Origin of the sequence: Shewanella baltica (assembly GCF_900456975.1) — a bacterium.
Taxonomy (GTDB): Bacteria; Pseudomonadota; Gammaproteobacteria; order Enterobacterales; family Shewanellaceae; genus Shewanella; species Shewanella baltica.
Genome location: NZ_UGYM01000002.1, coordinates 2462498 through 2480467, shown reverse-complemented (window position 1 = coordinate 2480467; position 17970 = coordinate 2462498). Strand labels below are relative to the sequence as shown.

Below are 17970 nucleotides of genomic sequence, written 5' to 3'. Positions count from 1 at the left end.
GTCGTATGACAGTGTTATTGACTGACATGATCGCTGGCTTTCAAGTGACCTTAAATAGCGAAGGGAGTATTTATGGTATTGCACAAGATCATCCAGTATTTCTCACCGTTTGTACGCGCATCGCAAATTAAACGTATGCCCATGAGTCGCTGTTTGGGACTGTTAGTGCTGAGCGTTATTGTCTGTTTTCCTATCACGTCAGTGGCAATGGCTACCGATGATACTCAAGCCATTTCATCGAATCCCAGCATTGGGGCACAGCAAGACATGCTGCAGCTAAACAGTGTGCAACCAAGCACTGAGAGTAAAGCCGATGAGCCCGATGCAGCCTTGCCACTTACGGCATTAGTGCCGCAGGTGTTGCTGCTGGATCTTGCGGGCGTTAATCCTGTTTTTGGTCTGTATTATCGCGAATTAACATTATCACCAAATACCTTATCTGCGGCCGAAATGGCGCGGGTTCAAGCTGATGTGGCGGGCTACTGGCGTTATATCAAGACCTTTGCGCAGTGTAATAACGGCGAACCTGTAGACACAGTATCAACCGTTATTCCAACGGATCTCCAATATCAAAGGGTGCTAAAACAAGTCACCCATTTAGCGCTATTGGATGCGGCTGATCCTTGGGAAACCTTAGTGCTGGATGAAAAGTTAACGGTCGGAATGAGTCATCCACTCCTTGATACCATAGCTAAACGTTTGTGGCGCTTGGGTGATTTAGCCATTGAGCCAACGACGAACCTTGTCTATAGCGAAGAATTGGTAGTTGGTGTTAAGCGTTTCCAACAAAGGCATGGGCTAAAACAAGACGGGGTGATTGGTAAGCAGACCTTGTATTGGCTGAATCAATCGCCAAAGGCGAGGGCAGTCTTACTGGCTAAAAATACGATTCGGCAACGAGTGTTTGAACGTAAGTTGGAGCCAAGCTACTTGCTGATTAACGTGCCCGCCTTTGAGATGATCTTAGTCGATAATGGCACCACAGTGCTCAATTCCAAAGTGATTGTGGGCAAATCTTCTCGGCAAACCCCGCTGCTGGATAGCCAGATTTCCAGCGTGGTCCTCAATCCCAGTTGGCGAGTGCCGAGCAGCATTCTACGTCGAGATATCCTGCCGCAGATTAGGCGAAATGGTCATTATCTTAATGAACGCCAATTTGATGTGTACGACTATAACGGCCAACGGGTGCAACACATGCCAGAAGAATGGCAGGACTTAGCCAGCACTTCGTTTCCCTATCAGCTAGTGCAACGCCCAGGGGAGAAGAATGCATTAGGCAAATATAAGTTTCACTTTGATAACAGTTTCAGTATCTATTTACATGGCACTTCTGAGCCAAGTCTCTTTAATAAGGACGATAGGGCATTATCATCAGGCTGTATTCGGATTGAAAAAGTCACTGAATTAGCCCAGTGGTTTAAAGAACATTTAGTTAAAGATAAGCGTTTATGGGACAAATTAGCCCCAGATATAACGGAGCCACAGTGGTTTTCACTTTCTCAAAAGCTGCCTGTGCATCTGGTGTATTGGACTGCATGGCTGGATGGCAGTGAGCAAGAGCAATACCGTAGCGACATTTACCATTTAGAAGCTGAGTTGACGAATGCCGTGCCTGCCACGGTTTTAGATCTCAATTAAGATTTTGGCACCATAAAGCTGAGTAAGATAACAAATTGAACTCGCAGGGCATTTTAAAATCGTGAGCAGAATGGGGTGGGCAAAACTTGATCTTAGGGCTTATTCAGTATAATTTGCTTGATTAGTGACCAAAAAGCATACAAAAGGTGATCATGTGACTTTGATATGTCCTGCCCGTAGGCAGTTATTGTTAGGCCTGAGTGGTGTGGCATTATGTTCTCTTATTCCATCAAAAGCAGCAGCCAGTCGTTCAACCAAAGGGATCCGCGAGTTAAGTCTGTTTAATCGCCATACCGGTGAGCGCGATGACGGCAGTTACTGGGTTGATGGTCATTATCAAAGCAAGGTATTAAACGATTTTAATCATTTACTGCGGGACCATCGCCAGAATGTTGCGGCGCCCATGGATAAACGTTTATTCGATTTGCTCTATTCCCTTAAAACGACTTTGAATGTCGACGATGAAATCCATGTGATTTCTGGTTATCGTTCACCCAAAACCAATGCCATGCTTGCGAGCAACAGTGGCGGCGTCGCAAAAAAGAGTTATCACATGCGCGGCATGGCAATGGATATCGCGATCCCAAGCGTTAAGCTTAAAACCCTCAGAGAAGCGGCTTTATCCCTAAAACTGGGTGGAGTGGGCTATTATCCTAACTCTGGCTTTGTGCATGTCGATTGTGGGCCGGTACGACACTGGTAGCGTGAATAATTTGTTGCTGAACTCGCTGATAGAATCCTTGCTCTAGGGCTTGAGATTCTGTCAGGTAATGCCTCAGTAGCGGGATAAATTGCTGGTTGAGCTTGTTCATTTCTCTATGCTGTTGCCAATCACAGATCAATAAACTCAAATGTTGTGAGAATTGATACTGCCTTTGCCTTTGTAACTCAATGTCGACCGACTCAATGACCTGCATGAGTAAAATAAAGCTGCGGTTTTTCTGTTGGGTGCAGGCAAGCAATTCTAAAAATTTTAATTCAAGGGTATTTTGCTGGTAAGGAACGGTTTCGATAAGCGAGACAAGTTCACGGGCCAGTTGGCATGAAAGTCTGTTTTCTTGTTGTAACTGGTATAGCGCATGACGCATTTTTTGACACAGCAGTTATCGAAATTTGCCCGAGCTTATCAGGCTTCTCAATTTCCCAGTGTGATCTAGATCGCGTGTTTTTTGTTTGAGATCAAAGCCTTTTCCCAGCTGTAACAGCCAAGATACAAGTTCTTCAATTTGATAAATTGCTACCTGTTTTACTAACGCAGCGGCGGACAAATTGATGGGTTGCGGGATTCTTGTGCGCCTTGGGTATCTATGTTAGTATTCGCGCGCTTTATATGAGCCGTCATTGGTCGAAAATGCCGGCAACTTTTTACTCTAAATTTAAGTGAGAAACACATGTCTTACACTATCCAAGCACAAACCCGCACTGAAATAGGGAAAGGTTCGAGCCGCCGCCTACGCCATGCTGGTAAAGTACCTGCTGTTATTTATGGCCAAGGCAAAGAGCCAGTTTCTATTGTTTTTGATCACAAAGATATCATCAACATTCAAGCTAACGCTGATTTCTACACTTCAACTTTGACTATCGTTGTTGATGGCAAAGAAGTGGGTGTACGTGCACAAGCTATGCAACGCCACGTGTTCAAACCACTTATTGAACATGTTGACTTCGTTTACGCTTAATTGTCGTAGCTGAAGCAAAAAAGCGCCTAAGGGCGCTTTTTTTGTGGCTGATTTTCACGCGACAGATTTTCATCTGATGGAGCGGCGTGACTCATTTTATTGTGGCCTAATACTTATCATAGACAGGCAGAGTGTATCGACACTCCACCTGAATTTGAGTCTGACTTTGCTACTTGATATTGAAGTTGTAATAGATATCAAGAGATTGGCCTAAGGTACCTGAGACTGTTTCAAGATAAAGCTGCGAGAGCAGGTAATATCTGACTGTCATCTCATAGCCAGGGTTAAACACGCCCACCCCGTATTTCACCATCAAGTTCTCGCCGATAAAGCCACTGATCGCCACACGGCCCTCATCGTTGGTGTCGAGTTGTACGTTAGAGAAACCAAACTCTTCAATCAATCCGGTCGCGGTATTACCTATGTTGTTAATTGCGCCGCCGCCCACCTGCGAGCTTAAACCTAAGGCTGCGCCCATCATCAATGAGTTATTTTGCTCATTGTTGGCACTGTTAAAACCACTGCCTTTAATAATGTAAGACAAGATCTCGGCCTGCTCTTTGGCGGGATTAGAGAACAGGGTCACCACAGGGCGGGCGGGAGTGCCAGTGACGCGCACACCCGCAACTAAGTCTTCACTCTTAATCTCGCGTATTGCCTCAATATTCAGGTTAGGCACTGACGTTGGCCCCACAAACTGCACTTCACCAGTACGGATCCTCAGGGTTTGACCCATAAACCGGTAACTACCCTGATTAACTCTGATATTACCGAAGAGCAAAGGCGGACGGAACGCTTGCTGTTGCAGTTTTAAGGTTCCTTGTAGCCTACCTGTGAGGCCCATGCCATCAATCCTGAGTTCGTTGCCCACACTGATATTCAGATCGGCCACGATTGCATAGGGGCTGGTTTTAGGTTGCATGGCGGCAATGGAGTCGTCAAATACCACGTCATCAGATGTGGCGATACCGCCTTCCGCTAATGGCACAATTTTAATGTTGCCAGAAGGAACGGCTATTTTGCCCTTCACCGTTAATTGTTTACTGTTGAAGGTTAAATTGATGTCGGGTGAAACATCAAGGATAGCCAGTGGCGGCTGGATCACGGCGAGTTTGTCACCTTCAAGGGCTAATTCACCGCTAAATTGACCTTGGGGCCATTGTAGCTGACCAGTCACTCGACCCAAGCCATTGCCCATCATCCAGCGGCCCTTGAGCTCGGCTTGTTGACCCGCGAACGACATTGACAGGTCAATTTTGTCGATTAGTGTCGGGTTTGCCGTCAGGGCTAAGGAGCCCTCCGTTAAGGCCATGCTTCCCGACACTTCTGGCGCCTCTAGACTGCCCGCAAAGTTAAGCTGACTGGTCAGCAAGCCTTGTACCGTATTTAGCTGCGGGAAAAATTCTCCCAGTGGTTGTAAGTTGATTTGCTTGATATTGGCAAAACCTGAGAGCGTGCGGTCTGGGGTGACATTGACGTTGATCTCACTCTGCCAACTGGCCACGCCTTCAGATTCAAAATTTAATACCGTTGCAAGCCGTTTAGCATCTAAGGTCGCTAGCAATGACAGATGTTGGTAATTAATGGTGACTTCACGATTCTTATCCCGCTTGAGCATGATACTGCCAGGGGCAAAATCAAAGTTCACATCGGCAGTGGGTTTACGACCCGCAGCCCAAGCCAAATTGGCTAACAATGAGGCAGGACCATCCCAGCGCATATTCGTTGGCAATATCGGTACGAGTAATTGCCCTGGATTACCCGAATAGCTCACCTGCGCGCTGCCTTTTTTGCCGATTGTCGTCTCGCTGTTTAGGCAGATGCGGCTGTTCGGGTTCATGAGGCAAAACGGCGTGATGCTGCCCTGATTCTTGTTTTGATCCCAAGCGAGATTAATGGCGTTATCGAGCTGCCATAGGCCAACGGGGGTGTTGAGATTTAGACGTTCGACATCGAGCCGTAGTCGCGATTTTTTCACATCGTATTGGCTACTCACTGTGGTATCGAGACCGAGATCGCCCGTGGCATTCAGGGTCAGCTTTTGAGCGTCAATCGTGCCTTTCGCCTCAAGCGTCACTGTATCTACATTCTGATCCGCAATCTGTAAGGCTTTTGATTTCAGCGAGATAGCAAATTCATGTTGATCTAGCGGCTTGTAATAGGCCTTTAAGTTGGATTCTCGCAACTTAATATTCTGATAAAACAGTTCAGCGAGTTGGGCGGTGAGTTCAACTTGAGGGTGCTTCTCATCCCCTGTGACATTAATTTGCGCCTGCAATTGGCCGCTGGCCTTAGGCAACCAAAGACCGAAGTCGGGTACTTGCAGCTCACCCTGTAGATCCCAGTTGGCGTTGGCTTCGCCTTTGAGTGTCAGAGTCGAGCCCAGTACTTTGGCGTTCAGCCCCTTAGAACTGACATACAGGGAATCATTCACACTGATATCCCCTGTGATATCGAAGGGATAACCTTGCAGGGTGCCCGTGAGCTCAGTGTCGTTCAGGGAGACTTGCCAGCGAGGATCAGCAAATGAGCCTTGAGTGCGTAATTTTCCTGAAATCAAACTGTCCGGTAGACCGGTTGCTGTTTGCGTCGTATCCGTTTGTGGCAGTTGTACTTCCTCCAGTTTTACGTCATTGAGCCAGAGATTGGCGTACCAGCGAATGGCTTTTTGATAATCGAGTTCGCCCGTGAGCTTGACCTGACCAATCGCGCCCGTTGCATCAAGATTATTAATGGTTAACTTCGCATCTTGATGCTGAAGGCTAGTGTCTATGGCGAGTACTTTGTGGAACGGCGTAGTCAGCTGGCCTTTAAGGCTCGCCTCTTGACGATTGAGATCGCCTTGACTTTCCAGTGCCACATCGCTGACCGAGTATTCAGGGCTTTTTAGCGGCCACTGCAGCCGTGTCTGTTCAAGTTTCACCTTGTAGGGCAGGTTAGGATCGCGAAGCGTTATCTGCCCATCTAGCGTGAAGTCGGCATCGCCCTTGGCGACAGCGTTGACTTGTAGTTGCCCTAAGCTTTGGCTCAGCTTTACATCTAGTGCTTGGTGAGTCAGCTCAGGTAATTCGGCTAATTGGTTAAGGGTGAGGTTGGCTTCTAAATCGAGTGGATAATCTTTATCGAGCGTTAAGCTGCCTGTGATATCCGCGCTGCCATCGGTATGGCTGATGGCGAGATGATCTAAGGTCAATTGATATTCGCGGAAATGACCTTGCAGCTCGGCATGGCTAAAGACATCTTTACGATCGCCGATTTGCAGCGTGGTGTTATCAAGCGTGAGGGCATTGACCGTCACAGGAAAAGGCATAAACACTTGTGGTAAGTGCGCTAGAGCCCATTCAGCACTACTGTCTTTTGCTGGCGAGTTGGCCGATGGGTCAGGCGTTGCATTGGCTGTTGTGCTGGCCGCTGTGTCGGGTGTCGTACTCGCGGCTATGTCGGCGTTAGAAGCCGTCGTTGTCGCTGCTTGGTTCGTTTGTGCGGCATCGGTTGCTGTGGGGATCAGCACAAACAATCCTTCACTGGAAAGCTGCTTAACCGACAAGCCTTCGGCAAGCCACTTTGCCTCTGCGTTAAGGCGATTAGCCGTAAATTGCATCTCATCCACTTGGATATTCACAGCTTTGAGTTCCGCAGAATCTAACTCAATATCAAAGGGTAATTGCAGCTCGCTGGGCTCTTCATCGAGCGGCGCTATCGGGGTTTCGTTTGTGTCGGCAGACAGGGCTAAGGTATCAATAGTCACATCGACTTTGGCCGCAGATAAGCCATTAACACATAAACGTTTTTGTAGTAAACAGGCGGGTTGCCACAGTAAATGCAGATCCTCAAGTTGTACCTTGATGCCAGTCATAGACCAAGACGCATGGGACAGGGCTAAGTCTTTATTAATGGAGCCTGAGGTGTAAGTCAGATCAAGATCGGGCACAAACTGATCGGCTAAGCCTACTGTGATGCGCGAACCAAACTCAGTGCCGAGTAATAGGGCGATTAACACTAAAAGCCCTAATGGCACATAGATGATAATCCGAGTCCAGAGTTTAAACTGTCGCCACAGTTTTTGGATGAATGATACCGATTGGGTGACAGAGGTCGCAATGGCTTCAGTGACTTCCGTGATGGGGCTGTCTACGGCGTCTTGTTCGGATGGCTTATTATGCTCTGGGGGCTGGCTCATAGATCTGTCCCCATGGTCAGGTGAATTCGCCATGATCTTTCAATAGTATCGGTTTCTTTCAATCCAACCCCTAAATCCAGTTTGATTGGGCCAATGGGGGAAATCCAATGGATACCGCCACCGACTGAGACAACAGGTTCAAATTGATTATTATCGAAGGCGTTACCCGCATCGATAAAGGTACCGACCCGCCAAGTGGGGGTCACATAATATTGATATTCTAAACTGCCGACCATTAAATAGCGGCCACCTATGACCTCGCGATTGGTTTTGCCATCATCGGCGACATAATCTAAATAGGGGCCCAATTCTTGATAACCATAACCCCGTACACTCTGATCGCCGCCGGCAAAATAGCGCAGCGAAGGCGGGATAGAGGCCAGATCATTTTCGTTGGCTAAGTTGGCGGCTAAATCGATACGTGCGACAATTCTGTGGTTGTCGAAGAAGGTATCAATCCATTTAAATTTTGCCTGTAGGCGCGCCAAACGGGTTTCTGAGCCTAAATAGGGATCGGCATAATCTAGGCTGTAAATCTGTCTAAAACCGGATTTAGGATCGAGTGAATTATCACCGCGCGTTGTCCGCGAAAAGTTAATCCCAGCCAAATAAAACGACGGCATATAATCGACATCAGACTGGGTATATTCTTCGCGAATAGCCTCAAGCGAATAACTCATTAGCCATTGGTTTTCGAGTCTTTGTTGGCGTAATAGCCCAAGAAGATATTTAGTCGATTCAAGCTGACCAGTGTTACTAAAATCGCGATTCTCGGCGTCATACACTTGGGTCACACCGTATTTGTCCCGTAGCAAACCGACGCGGATTTTTAATTGATCATCTAAGGGATGCGTCAAGGGGATAGTATAAGTGGTTAATAATTTTGGTCTATCCGGTGACCATTCGAGGCTGGTCTCCTGTGAGTGACCGTATTTATTGATTTGTGGCGTCCGCCAAGTCACGCGCACTCTTGGGTCGAAAGCTTGATCCGTCTTGCCAATATCACCACCAAAACCGAGCTCAATGGCGTGGCTTGCCTTAGGTGTTAATTCCACCAGCACCGGAATATGACTCTCTTCGACACCGTCGATTTGCGGGATCACTTTAATATTGGCGAAATAGCCCGTATCTAATAACTGGCGATTCAGCGCGCCCACACGGCGAGTCGAGTAGGAAGCGCCTTCTTTAAAGGGGATAAGTTTTTCTAAAATTTCAGGTTCTAAAGTATGGCCTTCGAAGCTGACTTGGCCAAATTTATAACGTTTGCCAGAGTCAAAATGCAAACTTATCTGCGCGGTATTGATGTCGCGGTTAACTTTGATCTGTGATTCCGTAAATTCGCCATCGAAGTAACCTCGTGCCAGAGCTAAGGTGACCAGCTGCGATTTTACGTCGCTATACACACCGTGGTTTAGCACATCGCCAGGCTTAAGGTTGACCTTTGCCAGCCATTGATCGAAGGCGCGATCATCAAGCATTTCGCCACTGAAGTTAATATCGACCCACTGGACTATAGTTGGCTCGCCTGCAGTGATCACCAGTTTTAGTTCCCACGGTCCCTTGTCATGTTCCGTCAGTTTTTCTTCCACTTCGCCATGATAGTAACCCATGGATTCTAAGGCTGTGCAGACATTGTCATCGACATTAAATAGAAAGGCACGGCGCTGCACCTCGGATTCGGGTAAGGTGCCTAAGTGCGCAACTATGTTACGTTGCAGAGCTTCATTCACGCCTGTGACAGATAGTTTAATAAATTCATCTGCCGCCGCAGCGACGGATGTGACTGAAATCAGACTCAGAAATAAGCAAAAACGAAAGTAATGTGAGGTGATTTGCAAAAATGGCTGCACTTTATAGTCCCTGTGATGTGGCATCATTGTCGCCAGAATAAAACCAACAGGCAAGGAGATGATTGAAATTACACGATGAAATGGTTACAAAGGACGCTACTTTTTAAGGGGATGTAAAGAATGAAAACAAAATTAGCCACCTTTAGTTTAATTATCTCGGGTCTACTTTTTATGTCACACAACACCTTTGCCAATGACAAACCGTTCGCCATTGCGATCCATGGCGGCGCTGGCACGATTTCTAAGGCTAATCTCACTCCTGAACAACGCCAAGCCTACAAAGATAAGTTAAAGGAAGCGATTGATAAAGGCTCAAAAGTGTTAGAAGAGGGCGGTGACAGCTTAGTCGCGGTGCAAACAGCCATTAATATTCTCGAAAATAGCCCACTGTTCAATGCTGGCATAGGCGCGGTGTACACCTATGACGGCGGGCATGAGTTAGATGCGTCCATTATGGATGGCAAAACCATGAATGCCGGCGCAGTTGCTGGAGTGCGCCATATCGCCAATCCCATTGATCTCGCTTTAGCTGTAATGAATAAGTCTGAGCATGTGATGCTCTCGGGCGCGGGTGCAGAAGAATTTGCCCTGACTCAAGGCTTTAGCTTAGTGCCAAACAGTCATTTTGATACTGACGAGCGTTATCAGCAATTACTCGATGCACGGCAAAAACTGCAAGCTGCGGCTAAATCAGAGCAAGTCGCGAGTGTTGAGATGAAAGATCTCGATTACAAATTTGGTACCGTAGGCGCCGTCGCCTTAGACAAAAATGGCAACTTAGCTGCTGGTACCTCAACCGGCGGCATGACGGCAAAACGCTTTGGCCGCATTGGTGATTCCCCTGTGATAGGTGCCGGTACTTATGCTGAAAACGGGGTGTGCGCCGTATCGGCAACCGGACACGGTGAGTTCTTTATTCGTTACCAAGTGGCGGGGGACATTTGTGCCAAAGTGAAATACCAGCAGAAATCCATTATTCAAGCCGCCGATGAAGTGATCAATCAACGTCTTATCACCGCAGGTGGTTCGGGCGGTGTGATTGCCGTCGATCAGCGCGGTAATATCGCCACGCCATTTAACACTGAAGGCATGTACCGCGCTACCCGTAGCAATGGTGAACCCGCCCAAGTGCTGATTTGGCAAGACCAATAACTTGAATTGTAAAAGCAGTTGGTTCGAGACGGACATTGCTTACAAGATTGCTTACAAGATTGTCTAGAAACATCACTTATAAACCTTAAAAAGCGAGTGCTGCGAAAGTGGTACTCGCTTTTTGCTAGCGGTTTTTTGCTTTAAGAGTGAGTAAGAAGCTGATAAGTTTGGGCTATTACGAATAGTTAATGGTATGTGGGGTGTCGCCCGTTGTTTGATTTCATTAGCGGTACAATAGTCATACGCAAAGCCGCACTTAACTCACCGTCAAAGCTGCAGTTTGTGTCCCGCGAACTCATCGCGTTTGCATGAGGTTGCACTCAGCGTAAAGGATATTTACATGATTTCTACCGTGTTAACCGACCGCGTCAGGGTTTTCCTCAATCGGTTTAGCCATCGACTTTGGGTGAAACCACTGCTTGTTTGCTTATTATCGATTGCAGTCGCCTTTGCCGCAAAATTGGCTGATGGTACTGAGCTTGTTGAGATTGCACCTAAGGTGTCATCGGCCTCCATCGAGGCGCTGTTATCCGTCATGGCTTCCAGCATGCTGGTTATCGCCACTTTTTCCGTGGGTTCTATGGTCTCGGCCTATGCTTCGGCGGCTAACACGGCAACACCACGTTCATTTATTTTAGTTGTCGCCGATGATGCCTCTCAAAATGCGCTATCGACCTTTGTTGGGGCATTTATCTTCAGTATTGTGGCACTCACTGCGGTTAAAAATGATTACTTTCAAACGGCGGGTCTGTTTATCCTCTTCCTGCTGACCACGTTTATTTTTGGCATGGTGATCTTTACCTTTGTACGTTGGGTTGATCGCATTGCCCGTCTTGGCCGCATGGCAACCACAATTGAGAAAGTTGAAAAGGCGGCGGCCGATGCTCTGACACGGCGACGCAATACCCCACATCTTGGCGGCGTTTCTGTACGTCCCCAAGCGCGTGGACGAGCCGTGTACGCGGCTAACGTCGGTTATGTTCAGTACATTAATATTGCCGCGATGCAGCGCTGGGCAGAGAAAAACGAGTTACGAGTCGTGATTGCAGCCTTGCCGGGCACGTTCGCCACGCCCAATCGACCATTGGCATACATTAGCGCCGATGGTGCGGAGCAGACTGAGATTGATTGCACCTGTGTTGCCGAGTCATTCCAGATTGGTGATACCCGTCTTTTTGACGACGATCCGAGATTTGGTCTAGTGGTACTGTCGGAAATCGCTGGCCGCGCCTTATCACCTGCGGTCAATGACCCAGGTACGGCCATTTGCATCATAGGCACACTGGTACGGCTGTTTACACTATGGGGTGAACCCGCGGCAGTTGATGATAAACCCTCGCCAGAGTGCGATCGCATTGAAGTCCCTCACGTTTGTGTGCAGGACATGTTTGATGATGCGTTTACCGCGATAGCCAGAGACGGCGCGGGAGTGGTGGAAGTCGCTGTACGGCTACAAAAAGCGCTTGAATCGTTAGCATCCAGCGATAACGGGGACATACGCGCGGCCGCTGAGTACCACGGGCGGCTGGCACTTAAGCGTTCACAAAAGGTGCTTGATATTGAAGAGGACTTGCAAGCCGTACAAGACGCCGCCAAGTTTGCCGAGTCAGCAGCTTCGTCTAACACTTAACGAGACATTTATTATCTCCTCGTGCTGTGTATCCGTTTGTTGTTTCTTTCTATTCTGTCAGCACTTTTTGACATTCGGTTTACACACTAGATAAGCGCAATCGATATAAATCGCACATCCTTGCCGATATTTTGACTAGACTTCAAACGTAGGGTTAATTCGAGGGGAAGACTATGGACTTAATTAAGATTCGTGACCATATGGATCGTCAGCCCGTGTTACTGCGCGCGAATATGTCGCTGGCGACCGCGGTCGAAAAGCTGTTAGATAATAATAAAATGGGTGCTGCAGTGGTTGATGATGCGGGCGATTTGGTGGGCTTTTTATCCCAGCAGGATTGTCTAGCTGTGATGATCAAGAGTAGCTATCACTGCGATATGACATCTGTGGTGAAGGACTGTATGCGCACTGAAGTGCTGTTTGTCGGGCCTGATGACAGTATTTTACAACTCGCCGAACAAATGCTCGGGCCTAAACCTAAGGTTTATCCTGTGGTTGAACACGGTAAAGTGATAGGCACGATAAATCGTACTAATGTGCTCAAAGCGATGAATATCTATATGCAGCAATGTTATCTGTCACCGGTTTAATTTGAGCCGCAGTGGACATAATCTGACAGCCTTTATCCTGAGTGCAGAGTAAATTAGCAATACCATTGCGCCACTTTCCTTGCTAGGATCGCCGTTTTTGATGCTAGCAATGGAATTTGGATTTGAACTCAGACAAACATCCGCTATCGAACGCCTTTCTTAATCTTTGTTATCAGGCTGATGCGTCTAGGATTCGTCGTCGTTTATTTAAGCTCAATAAAGAAGCCGACTCAGATAAAAAGACCCAAGTCTTAGCCCAGCTGAGTGAGCAAGCGCAGGCGGCGTTTGAGAAGGTTGAGCAGCGCCGTAACGCTCGCCCTAAAATCCAATATCCTGAAAACCTTCCCGTTTCTTTGATGCGCGATGACATTGCGCGCGCGATTGCGGGCAATCAAGTGGTGATCATTGCCGGTGAAACGGGCTCAGGTAAAACCACGCAGCTCCCCAAAATTTGTTTAGAACTCGGCTTAGGTTGCCGTGGCATGATAGGCCACACCCAGCCAAGACGATTGGCTGCCCGCAGCGTGGCGAGCCGAGTTGCTGAAGAATTACAAAGTCCGCTCGGTGAAGTGGTCGGCTTTAAAGTGCGGTTTGCTGATGCGCTTAAGAGTGACTCTTATATTAAGTTGATGACCGACGGTATTTTACTGGCGGAATTGACCTCAGATCGCAATCTCGATCAATACGACACCATCATCATAGATGAGGCCCACGAGCGCAGCCTCAACATTGATTTTATTCTGGGCTACCTTAAACAAATTCTTAAAAGACGCCCCGATCTTAAAGTCATTATCACGTCGGCGACCATAGACGTTGAGCGTTTTTCTAAGCATTTCAACAATGCGCCGATTATCGAAGTGTCGGGCCGTACCTTTCCGGTCGAAACCCGTTATCGTCCATTGGTGCAAGATAGTGATGCCGATTTAGATCAAATTGAAGGCATTTTTGCCGCCGTCGATGAGCTGGTGGCCGAAGGGCTGGGCGACATTCTGATCTTTATGAACGGCGAGCGAGAAATTCGCGATACGGCCGAGCAATTGAGTCGGCGTAATTACCGCGATACCGAAATTTTGCCGCTGTACGCACGTTTATCCTATGGCGAGCAGTCCAAAGTCTTCAGTAGTCACAGAGGTCGGCGGATTGTACTCGCGACGAACGTTGCGGAAACTTCGCTGACTGTGCCGGGCATTCGCTACGTTATCGACCCAGGTACAGCGCGTATCAGCCGTTATAGTTATCGCACTAAGGTGCAACGTTTACCGATAGAACCTATCTCGCAGGCGAGCGCCAATCAGCGCCAAGGCCGTTGTGGTCGTGTGGGATCGGGTATTTGTATTCGTTTGTACGATGAGGCGGATTTTAATAATCGTCCGGCGTTTACCGATCCTGAAATTTTGCGCACTAACTTGGCATCGGTCATTTTGCAGATGCTCGCCATCGGTTTAGGTGATATTGCTGGCTTCCCGTTTATCGAGCCACCTGATCCACGCCATATCCGCGATGGTTTCTTGCTGCTCGAAGAATTACAAGCGGTTGAGAGCAAACACGGCAAGCTCGTATTGACGCCACTTGGGCGTAATCTGGCGCAAATTCCTGTGGATCCGCGTTTGGCGCGTATGGTGGTCGAAAGTCAGCAGTTAGGTTGTTTGAACGAAGTGCTGGTAATTGCTGCGGGATTATCGATTCAAGATCCCCGCGAGCGTCCGATGGAGAAGAAGCAAGCCAGTGATGAAGCCCATCGTCGTTTTGCCGATCCCAGTTCCGATTTCGTTAGTTGGATTAACCTGTGGCAGCACTTAAAAGATCAACAAAAAGAGTTATCTGCTAGTCAGTTCCGTAAAAAGTGCCGCGATGAGTATTTGGCCTATTTGCGCGTTCGCGAGTGGCAGGATTTATACGCCCAGCTTAAACAAGCCGTGCACGATTTAAAATGGCGCTTAAACGATACGCCCCCAAGTTACGATACCTTGCACCGTGCGCTGTTGTCGGGCTTGTTGAGCCATGTTGGTTTTAAAGATAACAATAACGAGTATTTAGGTGCGCGTAATCGTAAATTCTTTGTGTTTCCCGGTTCGCCATTGGCCAAAAAAGGCCCAAAGTGGATTATGGCCGCTGAGCTTACCGAAACTTCGCGCTTATTCGCCCGCTGCTGCGCCAAAATTGAACCCGAATGGCTAGAGCCCTTAGCGGCGCATTTGATTAAGAAAAGCTATGTAGAGCCCCATTTTGAGGCAAAACCTGGCAGCGTTATCGCCCTTGAGAATCAAGTGCTCTATGGCCTGACGGTTGTACACCGTCGCAAAGTGCAATACGGCCCCATCGATCCCGTTGAAGCGCGTGAGATTTTTATCCGCAGCGCCTTGGCAGAAGGGCAGTTGCAAACCCAAGAAGCATTTTTTGTCGCTAACCAAAAGCTGCTCGAAGACATTGAATCCCTCGAGCATAAATCCCGTCGCCGCGATATTTTGGTGGACGAGCAAGTGTTGGTGGATTTTTACGAGCCGCGGATCCCCGAGGGGATTTACAACGCCCAGCTGTTTTTCGGCTGGTGGAAAAAAGCCAGGCGCGAGCAACCGGATTTACTCGATTTCAGCAAAGCGCTGTTAATGCAGCGCAATGCCGACCATATTTCGACCTTGGATTTCCCCGATACATGGCACAAGGGCAATTTGCGCCTGCAGCTGAGTTATCACTTTGAACCCGCTGCGGCGGATGACGGCGTGTCGGTGCACATTCCGGTGGCGCTGCTTAATCAAATCGACGATAGCGATTTTGATTGGTTAGTGGCGGGGCTGAGGGAAGAAAAGTGCATCGCGCTGATCAAATCTTTGCCTAAGAGTTTACGACGTAACTTTGTGCCCGCGCCTGACTATGCCCGCGCTTGTGTACAGGCCATGGTGCCTTTTAGTGCCAGTTTGCTTGAAGCCATGTGCAAGCAATTGCTGCGCATGAGTGGCACGCGCATAACGCCGGAAGATTTTGATTTAACGCAGATCCCCGCGCATTTGCAGATGAACTTTAAAATCGAAGACGATAAAAACAACTTAGTCGCCGAAGGTCGGGTGCTCGATACCTTAAAAGCCGAGTTGCAGGGCGTGGTGGCGAAGGCCATTCGTCAGGTGGCGGATAAAGGCATAGAGCAAGAAGCGTTAACTGAGTGGTCCTTTGGTGATTTGCCGCAGCAATATCAGCAGCAAAAAGGCAATTACCAAGTACGGGCGTTTCCGGCGCTGATCGATAAAAAAGACAGTGTTGCGATCAAATTATTTGATGATGAATTTGAAGCCTTAGATGCTCATCGCCAAGGTCTGCGACGCTTGTTGCTGTTAAACATTCCATCACCGGTAAAACATTTGCAGCAAGCTTTGCCGAATAAGGCGAAATTGGCGATGTATTTCAATCCCTTTGGTCAAGTACAAATCTTGATTGATGACATTATTGCCGCCGCTGTGCAGCAATTATTGGATGAAAAAGCCCTCGATGTGCGTAATCAAGCCCAATTTGAGCAGGCAAAGGACTGGGTTCGCCAAGAGCTCAACCCGACCGCCGAGCAAATTGCCCTGAAGGTTGAGCAGATTTTGACCTTATACCAGAGCATTAAAAAACGTCTCAAGGGTAAAATCAGCTTAGATATCGCTTTTGCTATGAGTGATATTCAAAGCCAATTAGACAAATTAGTGTTTAAAGGGTTTGTTGAATCCTGCGGTTGGAATCGTTTAGCCGATGTGGCGCGTTACTTAAAAGCGATTGAAATCCGTGTCGAGAAGTTGCCCGTCGATCCAACTCGCGACCGTTTGCATATGCAGAGTATTAACAAGGTGCAGGAAGCATTGAATGCACAATTGGCGAAAGTGCCACGATCTATGCCGACACCGCCCGCGTTAATTGAAGCGCGCTGGATGATTGAAGAGTATCGCGTCTCCTGTTTTGCGCAGGTGTTAGGCACGGCTTATCCGATATCGGAAAAACGCATTTTGAATCATATCCAACAGGTCTAATGGTTTGATTTAAGTGTTCAGTTGAATACCTTGGTTGGTTTAAAGGGCTGAGTACACTAATGCGAGCCATCATCGAGCAGACAAGCGTGTAAAAATACCTTCGCGAAAAACCGAGTAGAACTAACCTTTTACTCGGTTTTTTATTTCCCTAAATTCCTGCTATTTGAACGATATACACGTCAGTGATGCGCCGCGAATTGCGCCATGCACTAAGCACCAGGCACTGTGCTTTAGCTTTAGCCTCATCTCCACTCCTGCCCACGTAATCTTGTTATCTTCTGCGGTAAAACACTCACCTCCGACATTACTCAGTTATTCATCGATAAAACTGCTGTGCGGCGCTTAGTCAGTCTTAGTGGCTATCTTGGCTTGATGCCAGTCATGCTTTTATAGCGATTTTCTTACTTTTTAGATCAAGTAGTTAACTCTCGTACTTTCAAACCTTCCTACCATCTACTCCTTTATGAATACCCAGTGTTTTTTGGCGACTTTTTCGGGATGTTCTCGCGGAAATTCTTCTATTTTAGCCACTTTCTAATCTTTAAACCTATTCAACTTACTAAGTTGTAATCTTCAAAAGCGTTTGAAAACTGAGATCTGACTAATACTCGCAGAAAATTGATGATCTGGATCAAGCATCATCCGCTTTACCAATTTGGAGGTATACATTTTGTTAACAACTAAAAGGTATGATCGCTTCGTGATCCAAAGATGCAATAGATATACATAAAACTTGCCGCGGACGCTTGTCCCAACGCGCAACGTGGCAGGAACACACCTCTTGGAGGATGCATGAGTGCTAGCACCGCAGAAGAAAAATCCCTAGAACTGAAAATCTTTATCTTTTTAACCGTGTTTCTCGCGCCGTTATTGTCTGTGCTGCTGGTCAGTGGCTTGGGCTTTGCAATTTGGTTTAGTCAGATTTTGACTGGACCACCGGGAGTGGGTTAATCGCTTTATTATCAGAATATTAAATAAAGAGTGGAATGTCGGATGAGCAAAGAACTCCATATCACCAGTTTAGTGGTGCAGGTCTTACCGCAGAAAATGGCAGACGTTAGACAAGAGATCATGGCCATTGAAAATGCCGAACTTTCCGTCAACAACGAAGTGAAGTTGGTCGTGGTCATCGAGAGCGAAACTCAGCGCGCCTTGATGGACAGCATAGAAGCGATCAATGCCATTCCGGGCGTGTTATCCGCCACTATGGTTTACCACCAGAGTGAAGTGCTCGAAGAGGGTGAAGAATGAAT

The 17970-nt window shown here is 47.7% G+C and carries 12 protein-coding genes; 9 read left to right on the top strand and 3 right to left on the bottom strand.

Features of this window, described 5'->3' with window-relative positions; genetic code table 11:
- The first annotated feature begins 72 nt into the window (after positions 1 to 72).
- A complete protein-coding gene (locus DYH48_RS11050) occupies positions 73 to 1638 on the top strand; it encodes a L,D-transpeptidase family protein (RefSeq protein WP_115334797.1) in 1566 nt (521 codons plus the stop codon).
- 154 nt (positions 1639 to 1792) lie between these two features.
- On the top strand, positions 1793 to 2341 hold the full coding sequence (gene mepK / locus DYH48_RS11045; protein WP_011846655.1) for a peptidoglycan L,D-endopeptidase MepK: 549 nt from the start codon (positions 1793 to 1795) through the stop codon (positions 2339 to 2341).
- Here mepK and DYH48_RS11040 read toward each other — a convergent pair.
- The gene (locus tag DYH48_RS11040) at positions 2292 to 2726 is read right to left on the bottom strand and encodes a hypothetical protein (RefSeq protein ID WP_115334796.1); all 435 of its coding nucleotides are present in this window, start codon (positions 2724 to 2726) and stop codon (positions 2292 to 2294) included. The two genes, mepK and DYH48_RS11040, sit on opposite strands and share 50 nt — an antisense overlap.
- A 303-nt stretch (positions 2727 to 3029) precedes the next feature.
- Between DYH48_RS11040 and rplY the strand changes: the two genes are divergently transcribed.
- Positions 3030 to 3317: a 50S ribosomal protein L25 gene (gene rplY, locus DYH48_RS11030; protein ID WP_006081398.1), complete on the top strand. Its 288-nt coding sequence runs from the start codon at positions 3030 to 3032 to the stop codon at positions 3315 to 3317.
- Positions 3318 to 3486: 169 nt separating this feature from the next.
- Here rplY and tamB read toward each other — a convergent pair whose 3' ends face one another.
- On the bottom strand, positions 3487 to 7497 hold the full coding sequence (tamB, locus tag DYH48_RS11025) for an autotransporter assembly complex protein TamB (RefSeq protein ID WP_115334795.1): 4011 nt from the start codon (positions 7495 to 7497) through the stop codon (positions 3487 to 3489).
- Entirely contained in the window at positions 7494 to 9347 is a 1854-nt protein-coding gene (locus tag DYH48_RS11020; RefSeq protein ID WP_115336124.1) for an autotransporter assembly complex protein TamA, read from the bottom strand. Before DYH48_RS11020 ends, tamB begins: the two co-directional genes overlap by 4 nt.
- Positions 9348 to 9467: 120 nt before the next feature.
- On the opposite strand from DYH48_RS11020, the gene DYH48_RS11015 reads away from it, so the two are divergent.
- From DYH48_RS11015 to DYH48_RS10990, 6 genes are all read left to right on the top strand, one after another.
- Positions 9468 to 10499: an isoaspartyl peptidase/L-asparaginase family protein gene (locus tag DYH48_RS11015; protein ID WP_115334794.1), complete on the top strand. Its 1032-nt coding sequence runs from the start codon at positions 9468 to 9470 to the stop codon at positions 10497 to 10499.
- Positions 10500 to 10839: 340 nt separating this feature from the next.
- Positions 10840 to 12129, top strand: coding sequence for a DUF2254 domain-containing protein (locus DYH48_RS11010; protein WP_115334793.1), 1290 nt, complete (start codon positions 10840 to 10842; stop codon positions 12127 to 12129).
- 173 nt (positions 12130 to 12302) lie between these two features.
- Complete coding sequence (locus DYH48_RS11005) at positions 12303 to 12719, top strand: CBS domain-containing protein (RefSeq protein ID WP_006081403.1); 417 nt, start codon at positions 12303 to 12305, stop codon at positions 12717 to 12719.
- 122 nt (positions 12720 to 12841) lie between these two features.
- Positions 12842 to 16717: an ATP-dependent RNA helicase HrpA gene (gene hrpA / locus DYH48_RS11000; protein WP_370452673.1), complete on the top strand. Its 3876-nt coding sequence runs from the start codon at positions 12842 to 12844 to the stop codon at positions 16715 to 16717.
- Positions 16718 to 17509: 792 nt separating this feature from the next.
- Positions 17510 to 17668, top strand: coding sequence for a nitrate reductase (locus tag DYH48_RS10995; RefSeq protein WP_006081405.1), 159 nt, complete (start codon positions 17510 to 17512; stop codon positions 17666 to 17668).
- A gap of 42 nt (positions 17669 to 17710) precedes the next feature.
- The gene (locus tag DYH48_RS10990; RefSeq protein ID WP_115334791.1) at positions 17711 to 17968 is read left to right on the top strand and encodes a chaperone NapD; all 258 of its coding nucleotides are present in this window, start codon (positions 17711 to 17713) and stop codon (positions 17966 to 17968) included.
- Positions 17969 to 17970 lie beyond the last annotated feature (2 nt).

Excerpts from the sequence above, each read along its gene's own strand:
- DYH48_RS10995 (WP_006081405.1), top strand. The coding sequence starts at position 17,510 with ATGAGTGCTAGCACCGCAGAAGAAAAATCCCTAGAACTGAAAATCTTT.
- DYH48_RS11040 (WP_115334796.1), bottom strand. The coding sequence starts at position 2,726 with ATGCGTCATGCGCTATACCAGTTACAACAAGAAAACAGACTTTCATGC.
- DYH48_RS10990 (WP_115334791.1), top strand. The coding sequence starts at position 17,711 with ATGAGCAAAGAACTCCATATCACCAGTTTAGTGGTGCAGGTCTTACCG.
- DYH48_RS11005 (WP_006081403.1), top strand. The coding sequence starts at position 12,303 with ATGGACTTAATTAAGATTCGTGACCATATGGATCGTCAGCCCGTGTTA.
- rplY (WP_006081398.1), top strand. The coding sequence starts at position 3,030 with ATGTCTTACACTATCCAAGCACAAACCCGCACTGAAATAGGGAAAGGT.
- DYH48_RS11010 (WP_115334793.1), top strand. The coding sequence starts at position 10,840 with ATGATTTCTACCGTGTTAACCGACCGCGTCAGGGTTTTCCTCAATCGG.
- DYH48_RS11050 (WP_115334797.1), top strand. The coding sequence starts at position 73 with ATGGTATTGCACAAGATCATCCAGTATTTCTCACCGTTTGTACGCGCA.
- tamB (WP_115334795.1), bottom strand. The coding sequence starts at position 7,497 with ATGAGCCAGCCCCCAGAGCATAATAAGCCATCCGAACAAGACGCCGTA.
- DYH48_RS11015 (WP_115334794.1), top strand. The coding sequence starts at position 9,468 with ATGAAAACAAAATTAGCCACCTTTAGTTTAATTATCTCGGGTCTACTT.